18 protein-coding genes are annotated in these 21,352 nt (G+C 39.5%); 9 read left to right on the forward strand and 9 right to left on the reverse strand.

All coding sequences use genetic code 11. The annotated features are described in order from the left end of the window. Window positions 1-26: 26 nt before the first annotated feature. The 6 genes from fmt (at window position 27) to SYJ56_RS09290 (ending at window position 6,084) form a co-directional block, all read left to right on the forward strand. Entirely contained in the window at window positions 27-953 is a 927-nt protein-coding gene (gene fmt, locus SYJ56_RS09265) for a methionyl-tRNA formyltransferase (protein WP_323833701.1), read from the forward strand. Window positions 954-1,050: 97 nt separating this feature from the next. Then, window positions 1,051-1,980, forward strand: coding sequence for a DUF4412 domain-containing protein (locus SYJ56_RS09270; protein WP_323833703.1), 930 nt, complete (start codon window positions 1,051-1,053; stop codon window positions 1,978-1,980). Between the two features lie 64 nt (window positions 1,981-2,044). Further along, on the forward strand, window positions 2,045-2,554 hold the full coding sequence (locus SYJ56_RS09275; RefSeq protein WP_323833705.1) for a dihydrofolate reductase: 510 nt from the start codon (window positions 2,045-2,047) through the stop codon (window positions 2,552-2,554). Further along, window positions 2,547-3,332 (forward strand): SDR family oxidoreductase, encoded by a 786-nt coding sequence (locus SYJ56_RS09280; protein ID WP_323833707.1) that lies wholly within the window; start codon window positions 2,547-2,549, stop codon window positions 3,330-3,332. The genes SYJ56_RS09275 and SYJ56_RS09280 overlap by 8 nt, the downstream gene beginning before the upstream one ends. A 119-nt stretch (window positions 3,333-3,451) precedes the next feature. After that, window positions 3,452-4,702, forward strand: coding sequence for a competence/damage-inducible protein A (locus SYJ56_RS09285; protein WP_323833709.1), 1,251 nt, complete (start codon window positions 3,452-3,454; stop codon window positions 4,700-4,702). 95 nt (window positions 4,703-4,797) lie between these two features. Further along, on the forward strand, window positions 4,798-6,084 hold the full coding sequence (locus SYJ56_RS09290; RefSeq protein WP_323833711.1) for a dihydrolipoamide acetyltransferase family protein: 1,287 nt from the start codon (window positions 4,798-4,800) through the stop codon (window positions 6,082-6,084). 35 nt (window positions 6,085-6,119) lie between these two features. Here SYJ56_RS09290 and SYJ56_RS09295 read toward each other — a convergent pair whose 3' ends face one another. The 5 genes from SYJ56_RS09295 to SYJ56_RS09315 form a co-directional block, all read right to left on the reverse strand. After that, window positions 6,120-8,984, reverse strand: coding sequence for an ATP-binding protein (locus SYJ56_RS09295; RefSeq protein ID WP_323833713.1), 2,865 nt, complete (start codon window positions 8,982-8,984; stop codon window positions 6,120-6,122). Beyond that, a complete protein-coding gene (locus SYJ56_RS09300; RefSeq protein ID WP_323833715.1) occupies window positions 8,984-9,991 on the reverse strand; it encodes a hypothetical protein in 1,008 nt (335 codons plus the stop codon). Before SYJ56_RS09300 ends, SYJ56_RS09295 begins: the two co-directional genes overlap by 1 nt. 22 nt (window positions 9,992-10,013) lie before the next feature. Then, window positions 10,014-10,253 carry a hypothetical protein gene (locus SYJ56_RS09305; RefSeq protein ID WP_323833717.1) on the reverse strand — a complete coding sequence of 80 codons (240 nt, stop codon included), beginning with the start codon at window positions 10,251-10,253 and terminating at the stop codon, window positions 10,014-10,016. After that, the gene (locus SYJ56_RS09310) at window positions 10,254-10,667 is read right to left on the reverse strand and encodes an OsmC family protein (protein WP_323833718.1); all 414 of its coding nucleotides are present in this window, start codon (window positions 10,665-10,667) and stop codon (window positions 10,254-10,256) included. A gap of 68 nt (window positions 10,668-10,735) precedes the next feature. Next, window positions 10,736-14,113 (reverse strand): methylmalonyl-CoA mutase family protein, encoded by a 3,378-nt coding sequence (locus tag SYJ56_RS09315; RefSeq protein WP_323833720.1) that lies wholly within the window; start codon window positions 14,111-14,113, stop codon window positions 10,736-10,738. A gap of 243 nt (window positions 14,114-14,356) precedes the next feature. On the opposite strand from SYJ56_RS09315, the gene SYJ56_RS09320 reads away from it, so the two are divergent. The 3 genes from SYJ56_RS09320 (at window position 14,357) to SYJ56_RS09330 (ending at window position 17,932) form a co-directional block, all read left to right on the forward strand. After that, complete coding sequence (locus SYJ56_RS09320; RefSeq protein WP_323833722.1) at window positions 14,357-15,649, forward strand: acetyl-CoA hydrolase/transferase family protein; 1,293 nt, start codon at window positions 14,357-14,359, stop codon at window positions 15,647-15,649. 83 nt (window positions 15,650-15,732) lie between these two features. Then, window positions 15,733-17,079: a sugar porter family MFS transporter gene (locus SYJ56_RS09325; protein WP_323833724.1), complete on the forward strand. Its 1,347-nt coding sequence runs from the start codon at window positions 15,733-15,735 to the stop codon at window positions 17,077-17,079. After that, complete coding sequence (locus tag SYJ56_RS09330) at window positions 17,069-17,932, forward strand: PfkB family carbohydrate kinase (protein ID WP_323833726.1); 864 nt, start codon at window positions 17,069-17,071, stop codon at window positions 17,930-17,932. The genes SYJ56_RS09325 and SYJ56_RS09330 overlap by 11 nt, the downstream gene beginning before the upstream one ends. 92 nt (window positions 17,933-18,024) lie before the next feature. Here the strand turns inward: SYJ56_RS09330 and SYJ56_RS09335 are convergent, their stop codons facing one another. From SYJ56_RS09335 to SYJ56_RS09350, 4 genes are all read right to left on the reverse strand, one after another. Continuing rightward, window positions 18,025-18,417 (reverse strand): HIT family protein, encoded by a 393-nt coding sequence (locus SYJ56_RS09335; protein WP_323833727.1) that lies wholly within the window; start codon window positions 18,415-18,417, stop codon window positions 18,025-18,027. 41 nt (window positions 18,418-18,458) lie between these two features. After that, complete coding sequence (gene greA, locus SYJ56_RS09340) at window positions 18,459-18,932, reverse strand: transcription elongation factor GreA (protein ID WP_323833729.1); 474 nt, start codon at window positions 18,930-18,932, stop codon at window positions 18,459-18,461. A 612-nt stretch (window positions 18,933-19,544) separates the two neighbouring features. Further along, entirely contained in the window at window positions 19,545-19,928 is a 384-nt protein-coding gene (locus tag SYJ56_RS09345) for a hypothetical protein (RefSeq protein WP_323833730.1), read from the reverse strand. Window positions 19,929-20,416: 488 nt separating this feature from the next. Beyond that, window positions 20,417-21,352: a 2-hydroxyacid dehydrogenase gene (locus tag SYJ56_RS09350; protein WP_323833732.1), complete on the reverse strand. Its 936-nt coding sequence runs from the start codon at window positions 21,350-21,352 to the stop codon at window positions 20,417-20,419.

The following is a 21,352-nucleotide window of genomic DNA, read 5'->3' on the forward strand; positions in this document are numbered from 1 at the left end:
ACTCAACCCTCAACAATATTCTCAAAATGAATAAGCATCTTAGAATCGTCTACATGGGTACACCGGAATTTGCTGTGCCTGCCTTAGAACTTTTGGTAGAAAATGGCTGGAATGTAGTTGGGGTAATTACTGCTCCAGATAAGCCAAAAGGACGTGGTCAAAAGCTAATCCCTTCTCCTGTAAAGGAAGCTGCCCTCAACCTGAATTTGAATATTTTACAGCCAACTAATCTAAAATCTCCAGAGTTTCAAGATGAACTTCGTACGCTGAAAGCAGATCTTCAAATCGTGGTGGCATTCCGAATGCTTCCTGAGTCAGTCTGGAATATGCCTCCTATTGGCACATTCAATCTTCATGCTTCACTTTTACCTAATTATCGAGGTGCCGCTCCGATCAACTGGGCAATTATCAATGGCGAAAAGGAAACTGGCGTGACAACTTTCTTCCTAAAGCATGAAATCGATACCGGGAGCATTATCTATCAAGAAAAAGTTGCCATTCTAGACGAGGATGATTTAGGTACTGTATATGAAAAGTTGATGAATGTTGGGGCTAAGCTTGTCCTAAAAACAGTCGAAAATATAGCTGAAGACAAAGTTCAAGCACTACCTCAAGATGAATCCAAAGCGATTCATCATGCCCCTAAAATATTCAAGGAGACCGGCGAAATAGACTGGAACAAGTCAGCTGAATCAATACACAACCTGGTTCGCGGTCTATCCCCCTATCCTGCCGCCTGGACTAGATTTGATGAAAAAATCTGTAAGATTTACAAAACAAAGTATTACCAAAGTCAGAATACCAATAAAGCAATTGGTGAGCTTCAAACGGACAATAAAACCTTTTTGAAAGTACAGACTGGGGAAGGGGTTTTAGAGATTTTCGAACTTCAGTTGGAAGGAAAAAAACGAATGAAGGTGGACGATTTACTGAGAGGATACAAGTTTTCGTGATTTAAGAAGAATAGAAAAAAGAAGGAAATATTTCATTTTTAGCCTGATTTTAAGGAACTTCAAACTAGTATATAACCAAATTTTTAACGCCAAACTCATGAAAAATCTCAATAGTATCCTTATAATTTTGCTTTTTATCACTTCACTTTCATTTTCAGCCGAAGCCCAATTCATTAAAAAAATTCAGAAGGCAGCTAATAGAGGCATAGAGAATGCAATAGAAAAAAAAGTAGAAAAGGAAGCCACTAAAATGACTGAGAAGCAACTTGAAAAGTTGTTTTATGATATGTATGGAAATGGATCGGATAGCATTTCCACTGGAGGTATTGACATGAGCAAGGTTTTAGCTGGTTTGGGCGAACCTGTTGATACTGAGGATCAATATGACTTTGTTGGCTATGCGATAATGGAAATGACTTCCGAAGACCAAAAAGGTAAGACTCAGGATCCAGTACACTTCAAATCCTATTTAGGTAAATCAGTCGATTATAGTGGCATGGAGGTAATAGACCCTAAAAATCCTCAAGTAAAAACCACTATGATATTTGATGTGAAAAACACCGCATCAATCATCTTAATGGATAATGACGGAGAAAAAATGAGCTTGGCCTACAAACTAGATATGGATGATATCCAAGAAATGGCTGATGCGCAAATGGAATCTTCGCCAAATGAAGATGAGATAACGCCAGAAAAAACCGGGAAAACCAAAGATATACTTGGTTATAGCTGTGAGGAATATCATATAAAAAGCGAGGATGGAGAAGGTTATTATTGGGTGACGCAAGAACCTATTTCAGGATATTCATCCTTCTGGGGTGCCAATAATCCAATGATGGCATCAAATGCCAAATCCAAGTATGCAGAACGATTCAAAAATTTACCAACAGGTAATTTTCTTGAGCTAACCTTCACATCTTCAGATGGAAAGGTAGAAATGAAAGCAATTGATATAAAAGAGTCTGATCCAAAATCGTTCGAGTTAGCAGATTACCCAAATATGATGCAAGCAATGAATCAAGAGTAATTCTGTTACAATTTATTTTTTCTCGGGTTTAGGCCTGTTATCTTCAAGGCAAGAAGCATTTTGCATGAAGATATCACTAATAGCTGCAGTGGCGGCCAATAATGTCATCGGTCGAGACAATGACCTAGTTTGGAGATTACCTAATGATTTTAAGCGGTTTAAAAGGATCACGTCTAATCATTTTATACTAATGGGAAGAAAGACATTTGAGTCCTTAGGCACCCCCCTTCCAAATCGAACACACATTGTAATTACCAGAAATCAGGATTACCAAGTACCTGAAGGACATTATGTTTTTGAGAGTGTAGAAAAGGCATTTGTATTTTGCCAAAAGAGAAACGTAGATCATCTATATGTGATTGGAGGAGGAGAAATCTATAGACAAACATTGCCATTGGCAGATGAGTTAGTTCTTACCGAAGTAGAATCCACTCCTAAGGGAGACACCTATTTCCCAGAATTCAACAAGGAGGATTGGAAGATTACATTCAGCGAATATCATCCAGCTGATGATCGACACCAATACGCTTTCACATACGTCAATTACGAAAGAATCCATAGGAAGCATGTCTAAAAAAGTAATCTGGATCACTGGAGCCTCATCAGGAATCGGAGAAGCGTCAGTCTATAAGTTTGTAAAGGAAGGCTATATGGTAATTCTTTCTGCTAGAAACCAAGAAGCACTCGAAAAAGTCAAATCATCCAGTACTCATCCCGAAAATTGTAAAGTACTTCCGCTTGACCTTACCGATCAGTCTTCTTTCTCAGCTAAAACTAAGGAGGCAATAACAGCTTTTGGATCTATTGATATGATGCTTCACAATGGTGGTATCAGCCAGCGATCCTTGATTAGAGATACTCCTATTGAGGTAGATCGTAAACTTATGGAGGTTAATTTCTTTGGCACCGTAGGACTTACTAAAGCACTTCTTCCCCACTTCATCGCTAAAAAATCCGGTCAATTTGGTGTGATTTCATCTCTAGTCGGGAAATTTGGCTCGCCATACAGATCAAGTTATGCTGCAGCAAAACATGCACTTCATGGATTCTTCGAGTCGCTAAGGTTAGAGCATTTCGATGAAAATATAACGGTGACGATGATATGTCCTGGCTTTATCAAAACTGATGTTTCAAAAAATGCATTGACAGCTGATGGCACTCCGCTGAATGAGATGGACAAAGCACAGGAAAATGGAATGAGTGCGGAAGATTGTGCCAAAGAGATTTTCAAGGCCCTCACTCATAAAAAAGAAGAAGTCTATATCGGTGGAAAGGAAACCATAGGCATCTATTTGAAACGATTTGTCCCAACAATTTTCACGAAAATACTTCGTAAATCAGAAGTAAGATAATACCATGAAAACGAGAATGACAAAAACGTCACATATTGGGATGATTATTGGCCATGCGAGATTCTCCCGTATCCAGTTCGGGACAAACAATGTGGCCAATAAAAATCAATTATAAACAGATGAAAGTAGTTAGAGCTGAAATAATAGCCATTGGAGACGAGTTGCTCTATGGGCAGATCGTAGATACAAACAGTCATTGGATCAGCCAAGAGCTTGATCTTCTTGGTGTAAAAGTGGTACGGAAAACCACCATAGGTGATGATAGAAAAGATATTTTAGCTGCTTTTGTATCTGCTGAAGCTAGAGCTGATATTATTTTAATCACGGGAGGACTTGGGCCCACTCAGGATGATCTGACCAAACCACTGATGTCAGAATTCTTTGAAAGTCCTATTATAGAGAATCCAGCAGCTGTGGAAGCAGTAATAGAGTTTTTCAAAAAACGTGGCAGGGAGATCACTCCGCTTAATTTACTCCAGGGACATCTCCCAGCTTGCTGTACTTACGTGCCAAATGAAGTGGGAACTGCTCCAGGAATGTGGTTTGAAAGAAACGGAACTTACTGGATGTCGATGCCAGGAGTTCCGCATGAGATGAAAAAGTTAATGACAGACTTTGTCGTGCCGAAGCTACCTACCCTATTTCCATTGCCTGTTATCGTACATCGCATGGTGAAAACAGTGGGTATTGGTGAAAGTTGGCTTGCAGATCTGATTAGAGACTGGGAGAATGCACTGCCAAAAAACATCCGGTTGGCCTATTTACCTTCTTTGGGACATGTCAAACTTCGGCTCACTGGTTTTGGAACAGATAAAATTGAAATCGAAAAGGATATCCAAAAGCAAATTGATCTAGTTTTACCTAGAATAGAAAAATACGTCTATGGCTATGATTCGGAGTCTTTGGAAACAGCCATCGGGAAGCTTTTGATTTCAAATAAAAAAACAGTTGCTTTAGCCGAAAGCTGTTCAGGAGGCTACATTTCCCACCTGATAACCAGTATTTCCGGGAGTAGTTCGTATTTTCAGGGAGCAGTAATTCCATACCACAATCAATTCAAAAATGAAATCATTAAGGTAAAGAATGAAACATTATCATCTTTTGGAGCAGTAAGTGAAGAAACAGTCAAAGAAATGTCCAAAGGAGTTCGTGAATTGTTCAAATCAGATTTTGGTTTGGCAAGCAGTGGAATCGCGGGTCCCGTTGGTGGAACGGAAGAAAAACCTGTGGGCACAGTGTGGATTGCTTGTGCGGGAGAAGGGTTTGTTGAAACCAAAAAGCTTCAGCTGACACAGGATAGAATGCTCAATATTCAACTCACAGCAGTTGCAGTTTTGAACTTACTTAGAATTTGTATTACAGAGAAATAACAAATAAAATTTCTATTGAAAGGTTTGGGATAGTGTTTTAGAAAATTTAATTTTAAAACTTGTATATAAACCCAATAAATTATTAAATCATAACCATGGCGATTGTAGAAATGCTGATGCCCAAAATGGGCGAGAGTATCATAGAAGGTACAGTGCTGACCTGGCTTAAAAATGAGGGTGACACAATTGAGCAGGATGAATCTGTCCTAGAAGTAGCTACTGATAAGGTTGATACAGAAGTACCATCCACTCATGCTGGTGTCTTGAAGCAAATTCTTGCCAAAGAAGGGGAAGTAATTGCTGTGGGCTCTCCAATAGCAATCATTGAAACAGCTGGTGAGGAAAAAATTGTTCCAATCAACATTGAGCCTAAAACGGATATACGGAAAGAAGATCTTGTAGCTGCCGCTCCTGACAACACTGCTGCAATTTTAGCCACAACTGAAACTTCCGACTTGGGAGATGATAGATTCTATTCTCCTTTGGTACAGAGCATTGCTAAAGAAGAGGGGATATCTAAAGCTGAGCTAGCCAAAGTTCCTGGTACTGGAAAAGATGCAAGAGTGACGAAACAGGATATGTTGAATTACCTAGAATCGAGGTCTGCTCCTGCTAAAAAAACTGCGGCAATTCCATCTATTTCAGCTCCTAAAGTGTCGGTTAGCATATCGGGTGAAGATGAGATCATTGAAATGGATCGTATGCGCAAAATGATCGCTCAGCGTATGCTGGAGTCAAAACGTATCTCTGCACATGTCACCTCTTTTGTAGAGACTGACATGACGAATATAGTAGTGTGGCGTGAGCGAAATAAGCTTGCTTACAAAGATAAATTTGGTGAATCTATCACTTATACACCATTCTTTATTGAGGCTGTCGCAAAAGCAATTCGAGATTTCCCTATGATCAACATCTCTGTAGATGGGGATAGAATCATCAGAAAGAAAGATATTAATGTAGGCATGGCAGTTGCCTTGCCTAATGGGAATCTGATTGTGCCAATCATCAGAAAAGCTGATCAGTTAAATCTTGTGGGAATTTCTAAAAAAGTAAATGAACTTGCCAACCTAGCCAGAAATAATAAACTAAATGCTGATCATTTGGCAGGTGGTACCTATACCGTTTCTAATGTAGGATCATTTGGAAATGTAATGGGGACTCCTATTATCCCTCAGCCTCAGGTAGCTATATTGGCTGTAGGCGCAATTGTGAAAAAACCTGCGGTGGTAGAAACGCCTACCGGAGATGTGATCGCAATCAGACATAAAATGTTCCTTTCCCATTCTTATGATCATCGTGTGGTTGATGGTTCATTGGGAGGAAAGTTTGTCAAGCGAGTTTCAGATTATTTGGAAGCTTTCGATATCAACACACCTTTATAAATTAAAAGCCGGTCATCAAACCGGCTTCTTTTATTTCATTTTTTCCTTTTGAATTCACTCTTCAACGAATATTCCTTTAATTTTTCTGCAAGAGCAACAAGTCTTATGGGTTTAGTGAGGTAATCATCCATACCAGCTTCTGCCGCTTTTTTCTGATCCTCATCGAAGACATTGGCTGATAATCCAACTATAAAAACCTTTCCCATTTCGCCTAGTTTCCTAATTTCTTTAGCAGCTTCCAAGCCATTGAGCACTGGCATTTGAACATCCATCAGGATGATATCAAACTCCTTGTGCTTAACCATTTCCAATGCTTCCTGTCCATCTCTGGCTACTCCAAAATCATAACCTAACTGGTCAAGAATAAGAGTCATCAGCTGAAGGTTAAGTTCATTATCTTCTGCCAAAAGAATTCTGGCGGGATACTCAGTGGCCATGCCATTCCAATTCGTTCGCTTTGGCTGCTCATTTGTAGTGTTTCCTGGAACTACCTCTGGAGCTTTTTTTATCACTACTGAAAAAGCAAAAACAGATCCCTTGCCTAGCTCACTCGAAATTGTCAGCTCTCCCCCCATCAACTCTACAATCTTCTTTGCAATTGCCAAGCCTAGGCCAGTGCCTTGATAGCTCCTTGAACTTGAACTTTCTACTTGATAAAATGGATCAGTCAGTCTAGGTATTATTTCTGCCGGGATACCTATGCCACTGTCCTGCACACTACATTTTAAGTAATTAATATCACCAGCGATTTGCTCGAGTTCAAGCTTCACCAAAACAGTCCCACCTTTTGGTGTAAACTTCACAGCATTCCCAACCAGATTCAATATCACTTGGTTGATTTTTTCCACATCGCCCTCCATCAGCTCTTCGGCATTAGGATCATGAAATGTTTTTAAAATCACCCCTTTCTTTTGGGCTAAGCCATAAAAGATTTGAACTTGTCTCTCCAACTCATCTGCAGGGCAAAAGCTGCTGGAGTGTATATCAATTTTACCTGCTTCAATTTTCGAATAATCAAGAATATCTTTGATAATATTCAACAAGGAATTGCCGGAGTTTTTTATGATTTCAAGGTATTGCAGCTGTTCAGCATCCAGGCTGGTTTGATCCAGCAAATCAATAATTCCCAGAAGCCCATTCATAGGTGTTCTGATTTCATGACTCATATTTGCTAGAAACTCTGATTTGGCTCTACTTGCCTGGTCAGCTGCATTCATTGCTTCCACAAGACCTTTTTCCCAAATACGCTGACTAGTAATGTCTTTGGAAATGGACATCATTCGCTTTTTATCCAAAGGAAAAAACCGGATCTCAAAGTACTTTCTTTCTTGCCCTATTTTGATTTTCAAATCCACCGTCTGAATTTGCTCAGTTTTTCTTGCCAGATTAAAAGCAAATTGCGTTTGTTCACGTTGCTGTCTCGGTACTAAATCAAACACCGATTCTCCAATCAGAGAAGGACCCAATGATTTCAGAAATTTCTGATCCTTAGCATGAGACTCCAGTACTACTCCATTGTTATCATAGGCAAAAATGATATCGGGAATATTATCGATTAGATTTTTAAGACGCTTTCCACTTTCGATCAATTCCTGTTTGCTTTGATATTGATCAGTGATATCAGTGCAAATACCAAGTCCTCCATTATATCTTCCTTGCTTATCGAAGACCAATTTTTCGAAAATTCTAAGTCTAACTTTCGATCCATCCGGCTTTTCGAAATCATATTCAAGATCAATAAAAGACTTATTCTGACTAAGTGCACTTTTAACCAGCCTTATGACCTTTAAAACATCTACATGTTCTACTTCACTTCTAAATGCATCTAAAAATTCTGATTTGGAATGACCCAAAATCTTCTCCACTTCATCACTAACTCGTGTTATTTGGCCTTTAAAATTATGGAAAAACACAAATCCACGAAGTTCCTTAAGCAGAAGATTTTGCTGGTCAAATAGTTCGGAAATCTCCTCGGCACTTTCCTCAAGTAACTTTTGTGATTTCAATCTATTTAATAAGGAAAGTGTAAAGAATACCACAGTCCCTATAAGCAAAAACACAAATCCCGTAAATAGAAATAGGTAAGTGCTATAAATCCCGCTAGTAATTGAAGTTGATTCAATCATAAATAAGAGGGCTGCATTTTCATAAATATCCCCAAAGTGAAAAGGATATTCTACTAAAACACCAGACCCGGAATTTTCCCCTTGCTCCCAATCAATTTCATAAATCCCAATTACCCCAATAGAAGCATCGTTTTTGATTTGCATTAAAGAAAAACTATCTATTTCTAATATGGACTCACTCTGTTCAAGATCTAGATATTCTAGCTCCTCACCCAGCAATAGGAGCTTGTTGCCTCCTTTATTCAAATAATAGTGGGTCACAAAATCCTTTGTAAACAAGACAGGATTTAATAAAAAAGTAAGTTCAAACCCCTTTTCATTGCCTTTGTTAAAATACACGAAATCACGATTTCCCTTTAATGGGACTTTCTCATAATATTTACTTCGTATAAAGTCATTTCTTTCAGTTCTAGTCAGATATATAACGGAATCCTGAAGATTCACCCACACAGTATCAATCAAGCCTGGATAGTTGTTAAAAATCCTTCTAACCGCTTTTGTTAAATCATCTCTGTAATCATCTTCATCCAGGTCCTCATCTTCAAGATATTCTGACAAAGCCTTTGCATTCTCTTCAAATCGATCTATTGCTATTTCAATTTCCGTAGCTGCAAGCTCCGTTTGCTTTCGTAGAAACTCCTTTCTAGACTTAACCTCTGCATCAGAAATAGCTTGAAAAAAACTTACACCCAACAAGATTACTAAAATCACTAAAGAGCTTCCGATAAAAATCATTAGCAAGTAATCTCTGCGATATCCATTTCCTTTCTTCATCAGAATCGAAGGTCAATTTCTATCAAATACCAATCAAGAAGGTTAAAAGGAATGGAATGTGCTGCTAATGGACTAAATTCATTCTTGAAAAAAAAATGATTATCCTGGTTCAGAATAATGGACTTAGCCATTTCTCTAACCTCGCTATTCTTACTATTAAATAAATTAAACTCTGAAATCCGAAAATTATCTGATAGAATAGTTTCTCGGTAAACGTGGTTTAACAAGGGAGGAAAACTCAACGATTCAATGGCAGCAGCATTTCCTCCCACGATATCTCCTTTGCTATTTACTATCAAAAACTCCCCTTTCTTCTTTTCCAAATAGCGTCCAATAATCTCATCGACGGTAATATCTATTCCCAAAACAGCGTACAATTCTCCATTCTCAAGAACAGGATGAACCAAAGATAGAATCCATCCTCTACCTGCAGGGTCAACATAGACTTCAGGAATCCATTTGGGTTCTTTTTTAGGATTATGGTTAAAATCGCCTTCGTAAAAAAAATTGAAGTTTGTTAAGTCAATATTTGGGTCTAAAAGAGTTTTTGCATCGTATGCAGGATAAACCCGAGACACTTGATCTACAGTGTTGAAATATACCTGAGCAATCATATCGAATTTTTCAAAAGTTCGATTAAAAAGAGAATCCATACTATTGGTGATCAATACATTTTCCATGGATCTTTCAAAATCACTAGTGCTCTTAAAAATAACAACAGAGCTCAGCTTATCGGAATCTTGAGGAGTATTGGTAGAAAATGCCCCATCAAAACTGTATTTATTTTCATCAGCATGTAATAGCAAGCTATCTCTATTGGCCAAAAGAAACTCGAAATGATCCTTCAGCACAATTATCTCCTCTTCAAGTTGCTTCAGTTCGGATTCCATTTCTAGTACGATCGACTGGTCAAACACTGAACTATGATACTTTCCGATTTTATCAGATGGTTCACAGGATAGTAATAAGAAAAGTATTGGGAAAATCCGATAGATAATTGACTTCATGAAATATAAGCTAAGTAGGAAATTATAAATTTCCCACTTCAGTGCGAAATGATTGTCCCATTTCTTTAAAGCGCATCTTAACTTTTTCAAAAAAATCTCCAGTCCAAAAAATCTCTAAATCAGCTTCATCAAGTACATCCGTCTCTTGTAATTTGAATGTCTGTTCCATCGGCCCCAATTCAAACTTGATGATGTATTTATTATTCCAGGAGAACACACTGATGCGAATGTCCTCCTGAATAAACTCTTTCACAACTCTCATTTATGCAGTCTTTACTTCTGAAGAAAAGGTAATGTTGGACTTCAGAGAGGAAGCCACGGAACAATATTTCTCCACTGAAAGTGCAACGACTTTAGCAAACTCTTCCTCTTTGGCATCAGGGGATATCAGAATGAATTTCAAGTTGATATCAGTATAAAATGAGGGAACTCCTTCGTTTCTATCACCCTCTACTTCCACAATCAAATCTGTAACAGTTTTACGTTTCTTCTTCATCATCAATACTGCATCTACAGAGGCACATGAACCCAAGGCAGATAGAAGGATATCCATCGGTGATTGAGCTTTCTTGTGCTGAGGATCATACATATCTATCTGTACTACATTACCTTGAGGGTTTACTGATTCGTACTCGTGGTCCGCTTTCATACGAACAGTTACATTTCTTTTTGCCATTTCGCTTAGGATTAAAGTCCTTAAAACTTTGAATTATTAAAATTTAAATTATTACAACTCTACACACCTTACATATTCCTACGATACTGTCCCCCTACTTGGTAAAGTGCATGAGTTATCTGCCCAAGTGAACAATACTTAACAGCCTCCATTAGTTCCTCGAATATATTCTCATTATTCACAGAAACCTTCTTTAATGCCTCTAAGTGCTTATTTACTAATTCTGGATTTGCCGCATGGAGCGTTTGTAAAGTTTTAATCTGTGCTTCCTTTTCATCTTTCTCCGCACGGATCACTTCCCCAGGGGTTACCGTGGGCGAGCCATCAGAAGAAAGGAAGGTATTCACACCAATAATCGGAAATTCACCTGTGTGTTTCATCATTTCATACAGCATGCTTTCCTCTTGGATTTTGCCTCGCTGATACATGGTCTCCATCGCACCCAATACTCCTCCTCGCTCAGTAATTCTATCAAACTCCACGTACACAGCCTCTTCTATTAAGTCAGTCAGTTCTTCAATAATAAAAGCACCTTGGATAGGATTTTCATTCTTAGTAAGTCCCAATTCCTTATTGATAATCAGCTGAATAGCCATTGCTCTACGAACTGATGCTTCAGTAGGCGTAGTAATAGCTTCATCGTAAGCATTGGTATGCAGGGAGTTGCAATTATCATAAATCGCATATAGCGCTTGCAGGGTGGTTCGTATGTCATTGAAGTCAATTTCCTGCGCATGAAGCGAGCGACCTGAGGTCTGAATATGATACTTGAGTATTTGCGAACGCTCATTTGCTCCATACTTTAGCTTCATAGCTTTTGCCCAAATCCTCCGGGCAACTCTCCCGATTACTGCATATTCAGGATCGATTCCATTGGAGAAAAAGAAGGAAAGGTTCGGAGCAAATTGGTTGATATCCATTCCGCGGCTCACATAGTATTCTACGTAGGTAAATCCATTGGAAAGTGTCAATGCCAACTGTGTAATTGGATTTGCTCCTGCCTCAGCAATATGATATCCTGAGATAGATACGGAATAGAAATTACGGACCCCCTGTTCTATGAAGTATTGCTGCACATCCCCCATCAGTCTCAGCGAAAACTCAGTAGAGAAAATGCATGTATTCTGAGCCTGATCTTCTTTCAAAATATCCGCTTGAACGGTGCCTCTCACTTTAGCGATGGTTTCTGCTTTGATTTTCTGATAAACCTCAGCTGGCAAGACTTGATCCCCTGTAACTCCCAAAAGCATCAAACCTAAACCATTATTGCCCTCTGGAACTTTAGAATTGTAAGTTGGTCTAGGGAGCTTTTTACCTTTATAGAGCTGATCTATTTTCTGATCTATGGCTTTTTCCAGTCCATTCTCCTTGATATAAACCTCACATTGCTGATCGATGGCTGCATTCATAAAGAATGCTGTCATCGTAGCAGCAGGACCATTTATTGTCATTGACACTGAGGTCATTGGATCTACTAGGTTAAAGCCAGAATAGAGCTTCTTTGCATCATCCAAACAGCAAACGTTCACACCGGAATTACCGATTTTGCCATAGATATCAAGACGGTAATCTGGATCCTCACCGTACAAAGTCACTGAGTCAAACGCTGTCGAAAGTCGCTTGGCATCCATATCTTTTGACACATAATGAAAGCGTTTATTAGTACGCTCTGGCCCCCCTTCTCCCGCAAACATTCGGGTAGGATCTTCACCTTCTCTTTTGAATGGAAAAACTCCAGCGGTGTATGGAAACTTGCCAGGTACATTTTCCCTTAAGCCCCATTTCAATATATCTCCCCAAGCCTCATATTTAGGCAAAGAAATCTTTGGTATTCTAGTCTCAGAGAGTGAAGTGGAGAAAGTTTTAATCCTAATTTCCTTATCGCGTACCTTGAAAACATAAAAATCTTCTGCATATCTAGCCATTTTAGATGACCAATCCTCAATCCATTTTTTATTTTTCGGATCAAATTCAAGTTCTACTTGAGCATACACTTCCTGAAGTTCTTTGATCAAGCGATCCTTATCTTCCACTTTCGTGCTTTCTATTGCCTCTATAGACTTAGTGATGCTGTAGAGCTGCTGAGCTATCTCCTTCTGTTCTTCTACCCAGACATCATAATTCCTATTTACTTCGGCGATCTCGGAGAGGTAACGTGTTCTGGCTGGGGGAATAATGTAAATCTTCTCTGAGCTACCCGCAGTCAATTCAAAGTTGCTGCTTAATTCTGGATGGTTTTCAGCGATCTTGGTAATCAATGTGCGATAAAGTTGATTCATCCCAGGATCGTTGAATTGGGAAGCAATGGTGCCAAAAACCGGAATTTCTTCATCCTTGATTTCCCAAAGATTGTGATTACGTTTGAACTGCTTTTTCACATCACGAATCGCATCCAACGCACCTCTTTTATCAAACTTGTTCAATGCAATCACATCAGCAAAGTCCAGCATGTCGATCTTCTCAAGCTGGGAAGCAGCGCCATATTCCGGTGTCATCACATAAAGAGAAAGGTCAGAATGCTCAACAATCTCAGTATCGGACTGCCCAATCCCTGAAGTCTCCAAAATCACCATATCAAAACCGGCAGCTTTTACTGTATCTACCGCGTCCTGCACATAGCGTGATAGTGCAAGGTTGGATTGTCTCGTGGCCAAAGAGCGCATGTAAACACGTGGGTGATGAATTGAATTCATACGAATTCTATCTCCGAGGAGTGCTCCACCAGTTTTTCGCTTGGAGGGGTCAACTGATATGATAGCCAATGTTTTATCTTCAAAATCCGTGATAAACCTTCGAACTAATTCATCTACCAGAGAAGACTTGCCTGCACCACCTGTGCCTGTGATTCCCAGGACAGGTGTTTTACATTCTCTGCTCTGTTTTCTTACTTTTTCTAAAAGTTGGGTAGAATTTTCAGGGAAGTTTTCAAAAGAGGAAATAGCTCTAGCTACATGTTCTTTATTATTTACACCAAGGATAAACCCCTCAGGCAACTCATCTCCAATAGCAAAATCACATTGACTTACTAAGTCATTGATCATTCCCTGTAGTCCCATGGAGCGTCCGTCATCCGGAGCATAAATTCTATTGATGCCGTATTCCTGCAACTCACGTATCTCTTCCTGAAGGATAGTCCCTCCACCGCCGCCAAAAATCTTCACATGAGCGGCACCCTTTTCCCGAAGGAGATCATACATATATTTGAAAAATTCCACATGCCCGCCCTGGTAAGAAGTGATTGCGATAGCTTGCACATCCTCTTGAATCGCGCAGTCTACGATCTCCTGCACGGAGCGATTGTGTCCTAAATGAATTACCTCACATCCAGTTGACTGAATAATACGACGCATGATATTAATTGCTGCGTCATGCCCATCAAAAAGTGATGCGGCAGTAACTATTCTAATGTGATTTTTGGGTTTATAGCTCTCAGGAATGGTAGTCATGGAGTTGGGTTAGCTTGGTAAAATTTTCTATTTCAGACTCATAGGAAGTCTTGTACGATCCAATTGGCGCCGACCACAAATATAGCAATTATAAAGGTGCTCCCCTTTTGCTATTAGATTGAAAACAGAATATAATTTGGGTTTTCAAGCTATTCAACCAGTCAATAAAATCAAATTCCAATTAAATTTCCCGACCTTGGCGATCCAAGTTTTGAATAAAATTTAGTCTTAATTTTTGATACAATGATCACCTACGTTACACCTGAAGTTGCCGTTTCCTCCATCCAGAGTCATCAGAGAGTTTTTATCCATGGAAGTGCTGCTACACCCACAATCCTTTTGTATGCTTTGGCAGCCAGAAAAGATGAGCTTAAGGATGTGGAAATAGTAGCCATCACTACGTTGGGGGAAATGCCGTTAGTTTCCGATGAATGCAAGAATAGCTTTTATATGAATTCCCTCTTTGTATCTCAGAATGTACGAAAGGCGGTCAATTCAGAAAATGGAGGCTACGTCCCGATTTTTCTAAGTGAAATAGGTAACTTATTTAGACAAAACATCCTGAAAATAGATGTTGCCATTGTGCAGGTGTCTGAGCCAGATACACATGGATTTTGCTCTCTTGGAACTTCTGTAGATGTAGCCAAACCTGCTGTGGAAACTGCCAGGATTGTCATAGCTCAAGTGAATAAGCAAATGCCAAGAACTCATGGAGATGGTCAAATTCACATCTCCAAGTTTCATGCAGCGATCCATGTAGATGAGCCCCTTCCTGAAGTTGATTATGGTGAAAAGATTACCGAGACAGAACGAAAAATAGGAAACCACTGCGCTGCGCTCATTGAAGATCGATCCACCCTACAAATGGGAATTGGTGCTATTCCTGATGCAGTGCTAGATTCTCTTAAGCAACACAAAGACCTTGGAATTCATACAGAGATGTTCTCAAATGGGATCTTGGGACTTCTTAAATCCGGCGCAATCACAAATAAATACAAGAAAAAGCATCCTGGAAAAATAGTCTCAGCATTTGTCACTGGCACCAAAGAATTATATGATGCAATAGATGACAATCCGGAATTTTCATTCCATGAGGCTGCTTATGTCAACGATACAGCAGTTATCCGCAAGAACCCAAAGGTAATTTCTATCAATAGCTGTGTGGAGATGGACCTAACTGGGCAAGTTTGCGCTGATTCTATTGGGAGCTATCAATACTCCGGAGTAGGTGGACAAATGGACTTTATGCGTGGAGCTTCACTGTCTGAAGGAGGTAAACCAATTATGGCCATGACCTCAGCAACCCGAAAAGGAACTTCCAAAATCGTCCCTTTCCTCAAAGAAGGTGCTGGGGTAGTCACCACCAGAGCACATATGCAATATGTGGTCACAGAATATGGTATGGTCAATCTCTACGGTAAAAATTTGCGTCAACGTGCTTATGAACTAATGAAAATTGCTCATCCAGACCATAGAGAAATGCTCGAAAAAACCATAGTAGAACGATTTGGCAGTTTTATTTATCCTTTTAGATAAAAAATTGGCAAAATGAAGGATCTGGTTTTGATTTATTCTGCTTCTCTTTAGATTAGCTAATCAATAATAACCCAAAACATCTAATGTCATCTAAGCAATACGCCTTTTTCCTCTCAATCACAGCCGCATTGGGCGGTTTTTTATTTGGATTTGATACCGCCGTAATTTCTGGAGCTGAGCGAGCCATACAGGATGTTTGGAAATTAAACGACCTCACACATGGTCTTGCTATAGCAATGGCACTGTATGGCACGGTGATCGGAGCATTAGTCGGTGGGATTCCTGCTGACAAATTTGGGAGGAAAAAGAGTCTGCTCTGGATCGGCGCGCTGTATTTTATCTCAGCGGTAGGTTCAGGAATGGCACCTGATCCCTACTCTTTCATGTTTTTTAGATTTATAGGAGGATTGGGTGTTGGCGCTTCTTCGGTAGTTGCTCCTATGTACATTTCTGAAATTGCTCCCGCCAAAAACAGAGGCTTACTCGTTGCGCTCTATCAGTTCAACATAGTCTTCGGCATTCTCATGGCTTACTTGTCAAACTACCTGATTGGGACAGCAGGAATTGCCAACGACTGGAGATGGATGCTTGGGACGGAAGCTGTCCCAGCACTGATTTACACTGTAATGATCTTCAGAATACCTGAAAGTCCACGTTGGCTGATCGCAAAATTCAACGACCAAGTAAAAGCACGGGAAATTCTCACCAGAACCGATCCGGAAGGAGTTGATGAGGCAATTCGATTGGCGATAATTGAAGAGCAAACCATTAAACAAAAAGGGAGCTTTTCTGCGCTATTTAGTAAAGCATTCTTGTCCACCACCATGCTGGCAATTTTTATTGCCTTTTTCAACCAAGTCTCCGGAATCAATGCCATCATTTATTTTGCTCCCCGCGTCTTTGAAATGGCCGGAATATCTACAGAGTCTGCGCTTTTCTCAACCATTGGAATTGGCGTAGTGAATCTGCTGGCGACCTTTGTCGGATTGTATTTGATCGATAGAATCGGGAGAAAAAAGCTGATGTACATTGGCTCAATTGGCTACATCATTTCACTTTCTCTCATGGCCTATAATTTCCTGGTTGGAGGCATAGATAACTTCTGGCTTCCGATATTTGTATTTGCGTTCATTGCTTCACATGCAGTAGGACAAGGATCTGTTATTTGGGTATTTATATCAGAGGTATTCCCAAATGAACTTCGAGCCTATGGACAATCCATCGGCTGTTTTACACACTGGATTTTAGCGGCATTGATTGCCAATGTTTTCCCTTATTTTGCCAATCAGTTTGGCCCAGGATACATTTTTGCCTTCTTCGCTCTGATGATGGTTTGGCAGTTGCTTTGGGTGAAATTCAAAATGCCGGAAACCAAAGGAAGGTCCTTGGAAGAAATTCAACAAGATTTACATAATACCCATGCAGCATAAAGTAGTCATATTCGGAGAAATGCTTTGGGATTGCTTGCCTTCTGGCCCAGTGCCGGGAGGAGCGCCTATGAATGTCACTCTCAATCTCCATCAACTGGGCTTAAATTCCAAACTCATTTCTGCCATAGGGAATGACAGCGATGGTCAACAGCTCATCGAGTTCTTAAAAACATTTCAACTTCCTGTGGATCTGATTCAAGTCAATCAAGATCATGAGACTTCAAAAGTGCTGGTAAACGATATTGATCCAGAGAATATAAAGTACACAATAGTGTCTCCTGTGGCATGGGATTTCATACACTGGAATACCCAAATGGATGCGGAAGTAGCTGTTTCAGATGCATTTGTATTTGGCACACTTGGGGTTCGCAATAGAGAAAGCCTTAGTACTCTTCTCAAATTACTTCACCATAAAACTTTACGGGTATTTGATGCGAATTTCCGACCTCCATTTTACGATTTTGAGATTATAGTAACCTTGTTGGGTTTTACCGACATTTTAAAAATCAATGAAGATGAGTTGGAGATTTTTGCAGATTACTTTAATATAGATCCAAGCATAGCTACGGTTTGCAATCACTTGGATACGCATTTTCCAATGGATCTGATATGTGTCACACAAGGCTCAAAGGGCGCTATGATTTATAAAGCAGGTGAAATAATAAGCCATGAAGGCTATAAAGTAACTGTGGCTGACAGTATTGGAGCAGGAGACGCTTTTCTCAGCGGGTTCATCAAAACCTATTTGGATAAGCAACCACTGGATCAGGTTTTGGACTTTGCATGTAAACTTGGCGCGTTCGTAGCAAGCAAAAAAGGGGGAACACCTAGGTATGAGATCTCTGATCTATAAAAATGTCGGCAGTCGCAGAATATAAGTCGCAGTTTGCAAACTGACCACTGTGATTAGATACTGACATTGAGACTGAACACTGCATTTGCTTACTAAAACCCTCCTCTAATCCTCTCCGCAATCTCCGCCAGCTCCTCATTGCTAAGCTTTAGCTTTGGGCGGGTGAAATTGATGTCGTCCATTGTCTTCAAAGGCACGAGATGTACGTGTACGTGGGGTACTTCAAGACCAATCACCGCCACACCTATCCTAGTGCATTTGATAGTTTTGTCCATGGCTTTGGCTACCCGCTGTGCAAAAAGATAAAGGCCAGAAAGCACTTCCGGTTCCAAATCAAAAATGTAATCTACCTCTTGCTTGGGAACAACCAACACATGGCCCTTCACCAGAGGCATAATGTCTAGAAAAGCAATGTAATTTTCATCCTCTGCAACAATGTGACCTGGGATTTCTTTGTTGATAATTTTAGTGAAAATTGAAGCCATAATCTGTAAAAATAAAAATCCCGACATATGCCGGGATTAAGTTAGAATGTAATGTCTAATATTTCGAATTGAAGTGTTCCAGCCGGAGCTTTTACTTCAGCAATATCACCTATTTTTTTACCCACAAGGCCTTTTCCAAATGGCGAGCCAAGGGAAATTTTACCAGCTTTCAAATCAGCCTCTTCTTCAGATACCAACGTATAGCTTACGGTCATGCCATTCTTCACATTTTTGATCTTCACAGTAGTCAATATTCCGACTTTAGAAGTGTCCAACTGAGAACTGTCTAGTATACGAGCATTGCCCACTACAGCTTCCAATTTTGCAATTTTAAGCTCAAGGTGTCCCTGCGCGTCCTTTGCCGCATCATATTCTGCATTCTCACTTAGATCACCCTTATCTCTTGCTTCAGCGATCTGGTTAGAAATATCAGTTCTCCCTTTAGTCTTAAGCATTTGAAGTTCGTCCTTCAACCGCTTCAAACCTTCTTCAGTATAGTATTGTATTGATCCCATAATCTACTTGTTAATAAGCCACAAAAAACAAAGTAACGGTCGCAAGACGAGACCGTTACCTTGTTAATAGCTTGTATTTGATGTACAAAGATAACAAAAGCTTTATAACAAAGCAAAGCTCAGTTTTCTTTCTTCTACCATTCTATCTCCTAGTAAACGATTTAATAATTGATTGTAATAGTTACCAAAATAAAGCCAAAAACATAGGATCTCCTGCAGCAGAACCCACTGAAATAGTATTACCAATTCAAAACTGAAAGTTACTTTATGCCTCACTTACCTGATAATCTCAGAATAACAAGCATTATAGAAACATCACTATAGTGCGAATACATCCTTCTATCTAAATTAGTATGGAATCTTCCTCCTTGGATCAAAAAGTGTCATTGTTTTCGTGGATTCCATATCTGTAATGAAAAATAAAACGATGGCGCCTCCTCGCGACTGTGGTTTGTATTGATCCTACACAAATTAGTGTAGAATCTATTTTGGGTTTACCTACAAGCCCTTATTTTGGGACTATAATTCCAAGTAAACTTGTGGTTACCAACAACCGGTCAAGGGAGGCATCATCGCTTAATTAATACTACTGATTAATTATCAGATTTTAATTTAATCATCAGATTTTATTTTGCCATCTTCATCATAAATCATGGTAAGGGATTGTTCACCGGCAGTCATAAAAGTAACTTCGTAGTAAGTGATCCCTTTTTCTTCAAACATTCTTTTGCTTGTGATTTGGTCTACTGAGATGGCATCATCCATAGCTATTCCCTCCAAAACAGGAGAAGGAAGTTGAACCGAATCAGCTTGATCCATTGCTCCTGAAAGCAGTGTTCCATCACGCTTTACCATATTTGTATCTGATTCATGCCCTGCTCCTCTCATTTCATTATGATCTTCCATATTACCATCATATGTATTATCGGACTTTTCTCCACAGGAGAAAGCTAAGCTCGAAGCAATTGCAATACTGAAAATTAAATACTTTTTCATAGTTGGTCTATTTTTTAAATTTTTCAGGTTAGAAAAACCTGTGGTTAACTAAGTAAACTCAAAATCTTGCCCAATTCTCATAAATCTTCCAATTATATATCGGATAGATCCGACAAAAATCAGTGAGTAAATTAGCTTTCAAAGTAAACCTTTGAAAAGAAGGTGCTTTCCAGCCCTATTCAGCAGGGATGGATATCAATTCAAGTATTAAAATAAAAAATATCCCATCAATAAAAAAATCAGGTGATTCTCACTAGAGGATATTCTTTTGCTCTGAGACAAAAACCGTTAAAACGCTCAATATGACCTGTTTATTTCCCGAAATGTGGACATAGAAATCCAATTTAAAGATCAAAAGCTTGAAAGTAAATTTGAAAAAATCAATCTCCTAGAGGTCTTCAAATAAGCATCGAAGCTACTGATGCGTAAAAAAATACTAGCTGCATCCTCCTTGCAAATCTCTAGAATATGTAGGTGAAACTAAAACACTAAAGGCCTTTAAATGCCTTTTTGATCCTCTTGGCTAATACTTTATTAATCTTTTCATAAGATTCATATGTCCAACCTGCCACATGTGGGCTAAATAACACATTATCCCGTCCTGCTAGTTTTTCAAATTCAGCTTTTTGGTCTTGAGTAAACTTCTGGAATTTTTCATTTTCCAACACATCCAGCAAGGCTCCGCGTAAAATCCCCTGATCCAAGGCTTCATTCAACGTCTTGAAACTAATCACTTCCCCCCTTGCTGTATTGATAAACCAGATAGGTTTAGCAAAACTCTTAAGCTCTTTCAAACTGAAAAAATCTCTTGTCTCAAGTGTAAGTGGCACATGGATACTCAGAATGTCTGCTTCGGCCTTCAGTTTTTCCCACATCACTTCTTGCACGAAATCATCCCCAAAATCCATCTTGTACTTGTCGTAGGCCAAGATATTAACTTTAAATCCACGAAGCCGATGAGCAAAAGATTTACCCATATTACCATAACCCATAATGCCCACAGTTTTACCTGCCAGCTCATGACCACGATTCCCTTCTCGATCCCAAATACCTTTGCGGACTTCCTGATTAGCTTTTTCCACATTGTTGAAAAGTGCCAAAAGCATCCCAACTGCATGTTCTGCTACCGCATCACGATTTCCTTTTGCAGCATGAAAAAGTTGAATATCCTTTTCTTCCATATACTCCAAATCAATCTTATCGAGCCCTGCTCCAGCTCTACCAATAAATTTCAACTTAGAGGCGCGCTCCAGCAGCTCACGATCCATCGGAGTTTTGGATCTGATAATAAGTCCATCAAACTCAGCCACGGTGGCAAGGATCTCCTCACGTGTGATGTCTGGCGAGTATATGACTTCATGCCCTTGTTTTTGAAGCATAGGCATGATGCTTTCATGCATTTCGTCAATGATGAGAATTTTCAT

The organism is Algoriphagus aurantiacus (assembly GCF_035156405.1).
In the GTDB taxonomy this organism is placed as follows: Bacteria; Bacteroidota; Bacteroidia; order Cytophagales; family Cyclobacteriaceae; genus Algoriphagus; species Algoriphagus aurantiacus.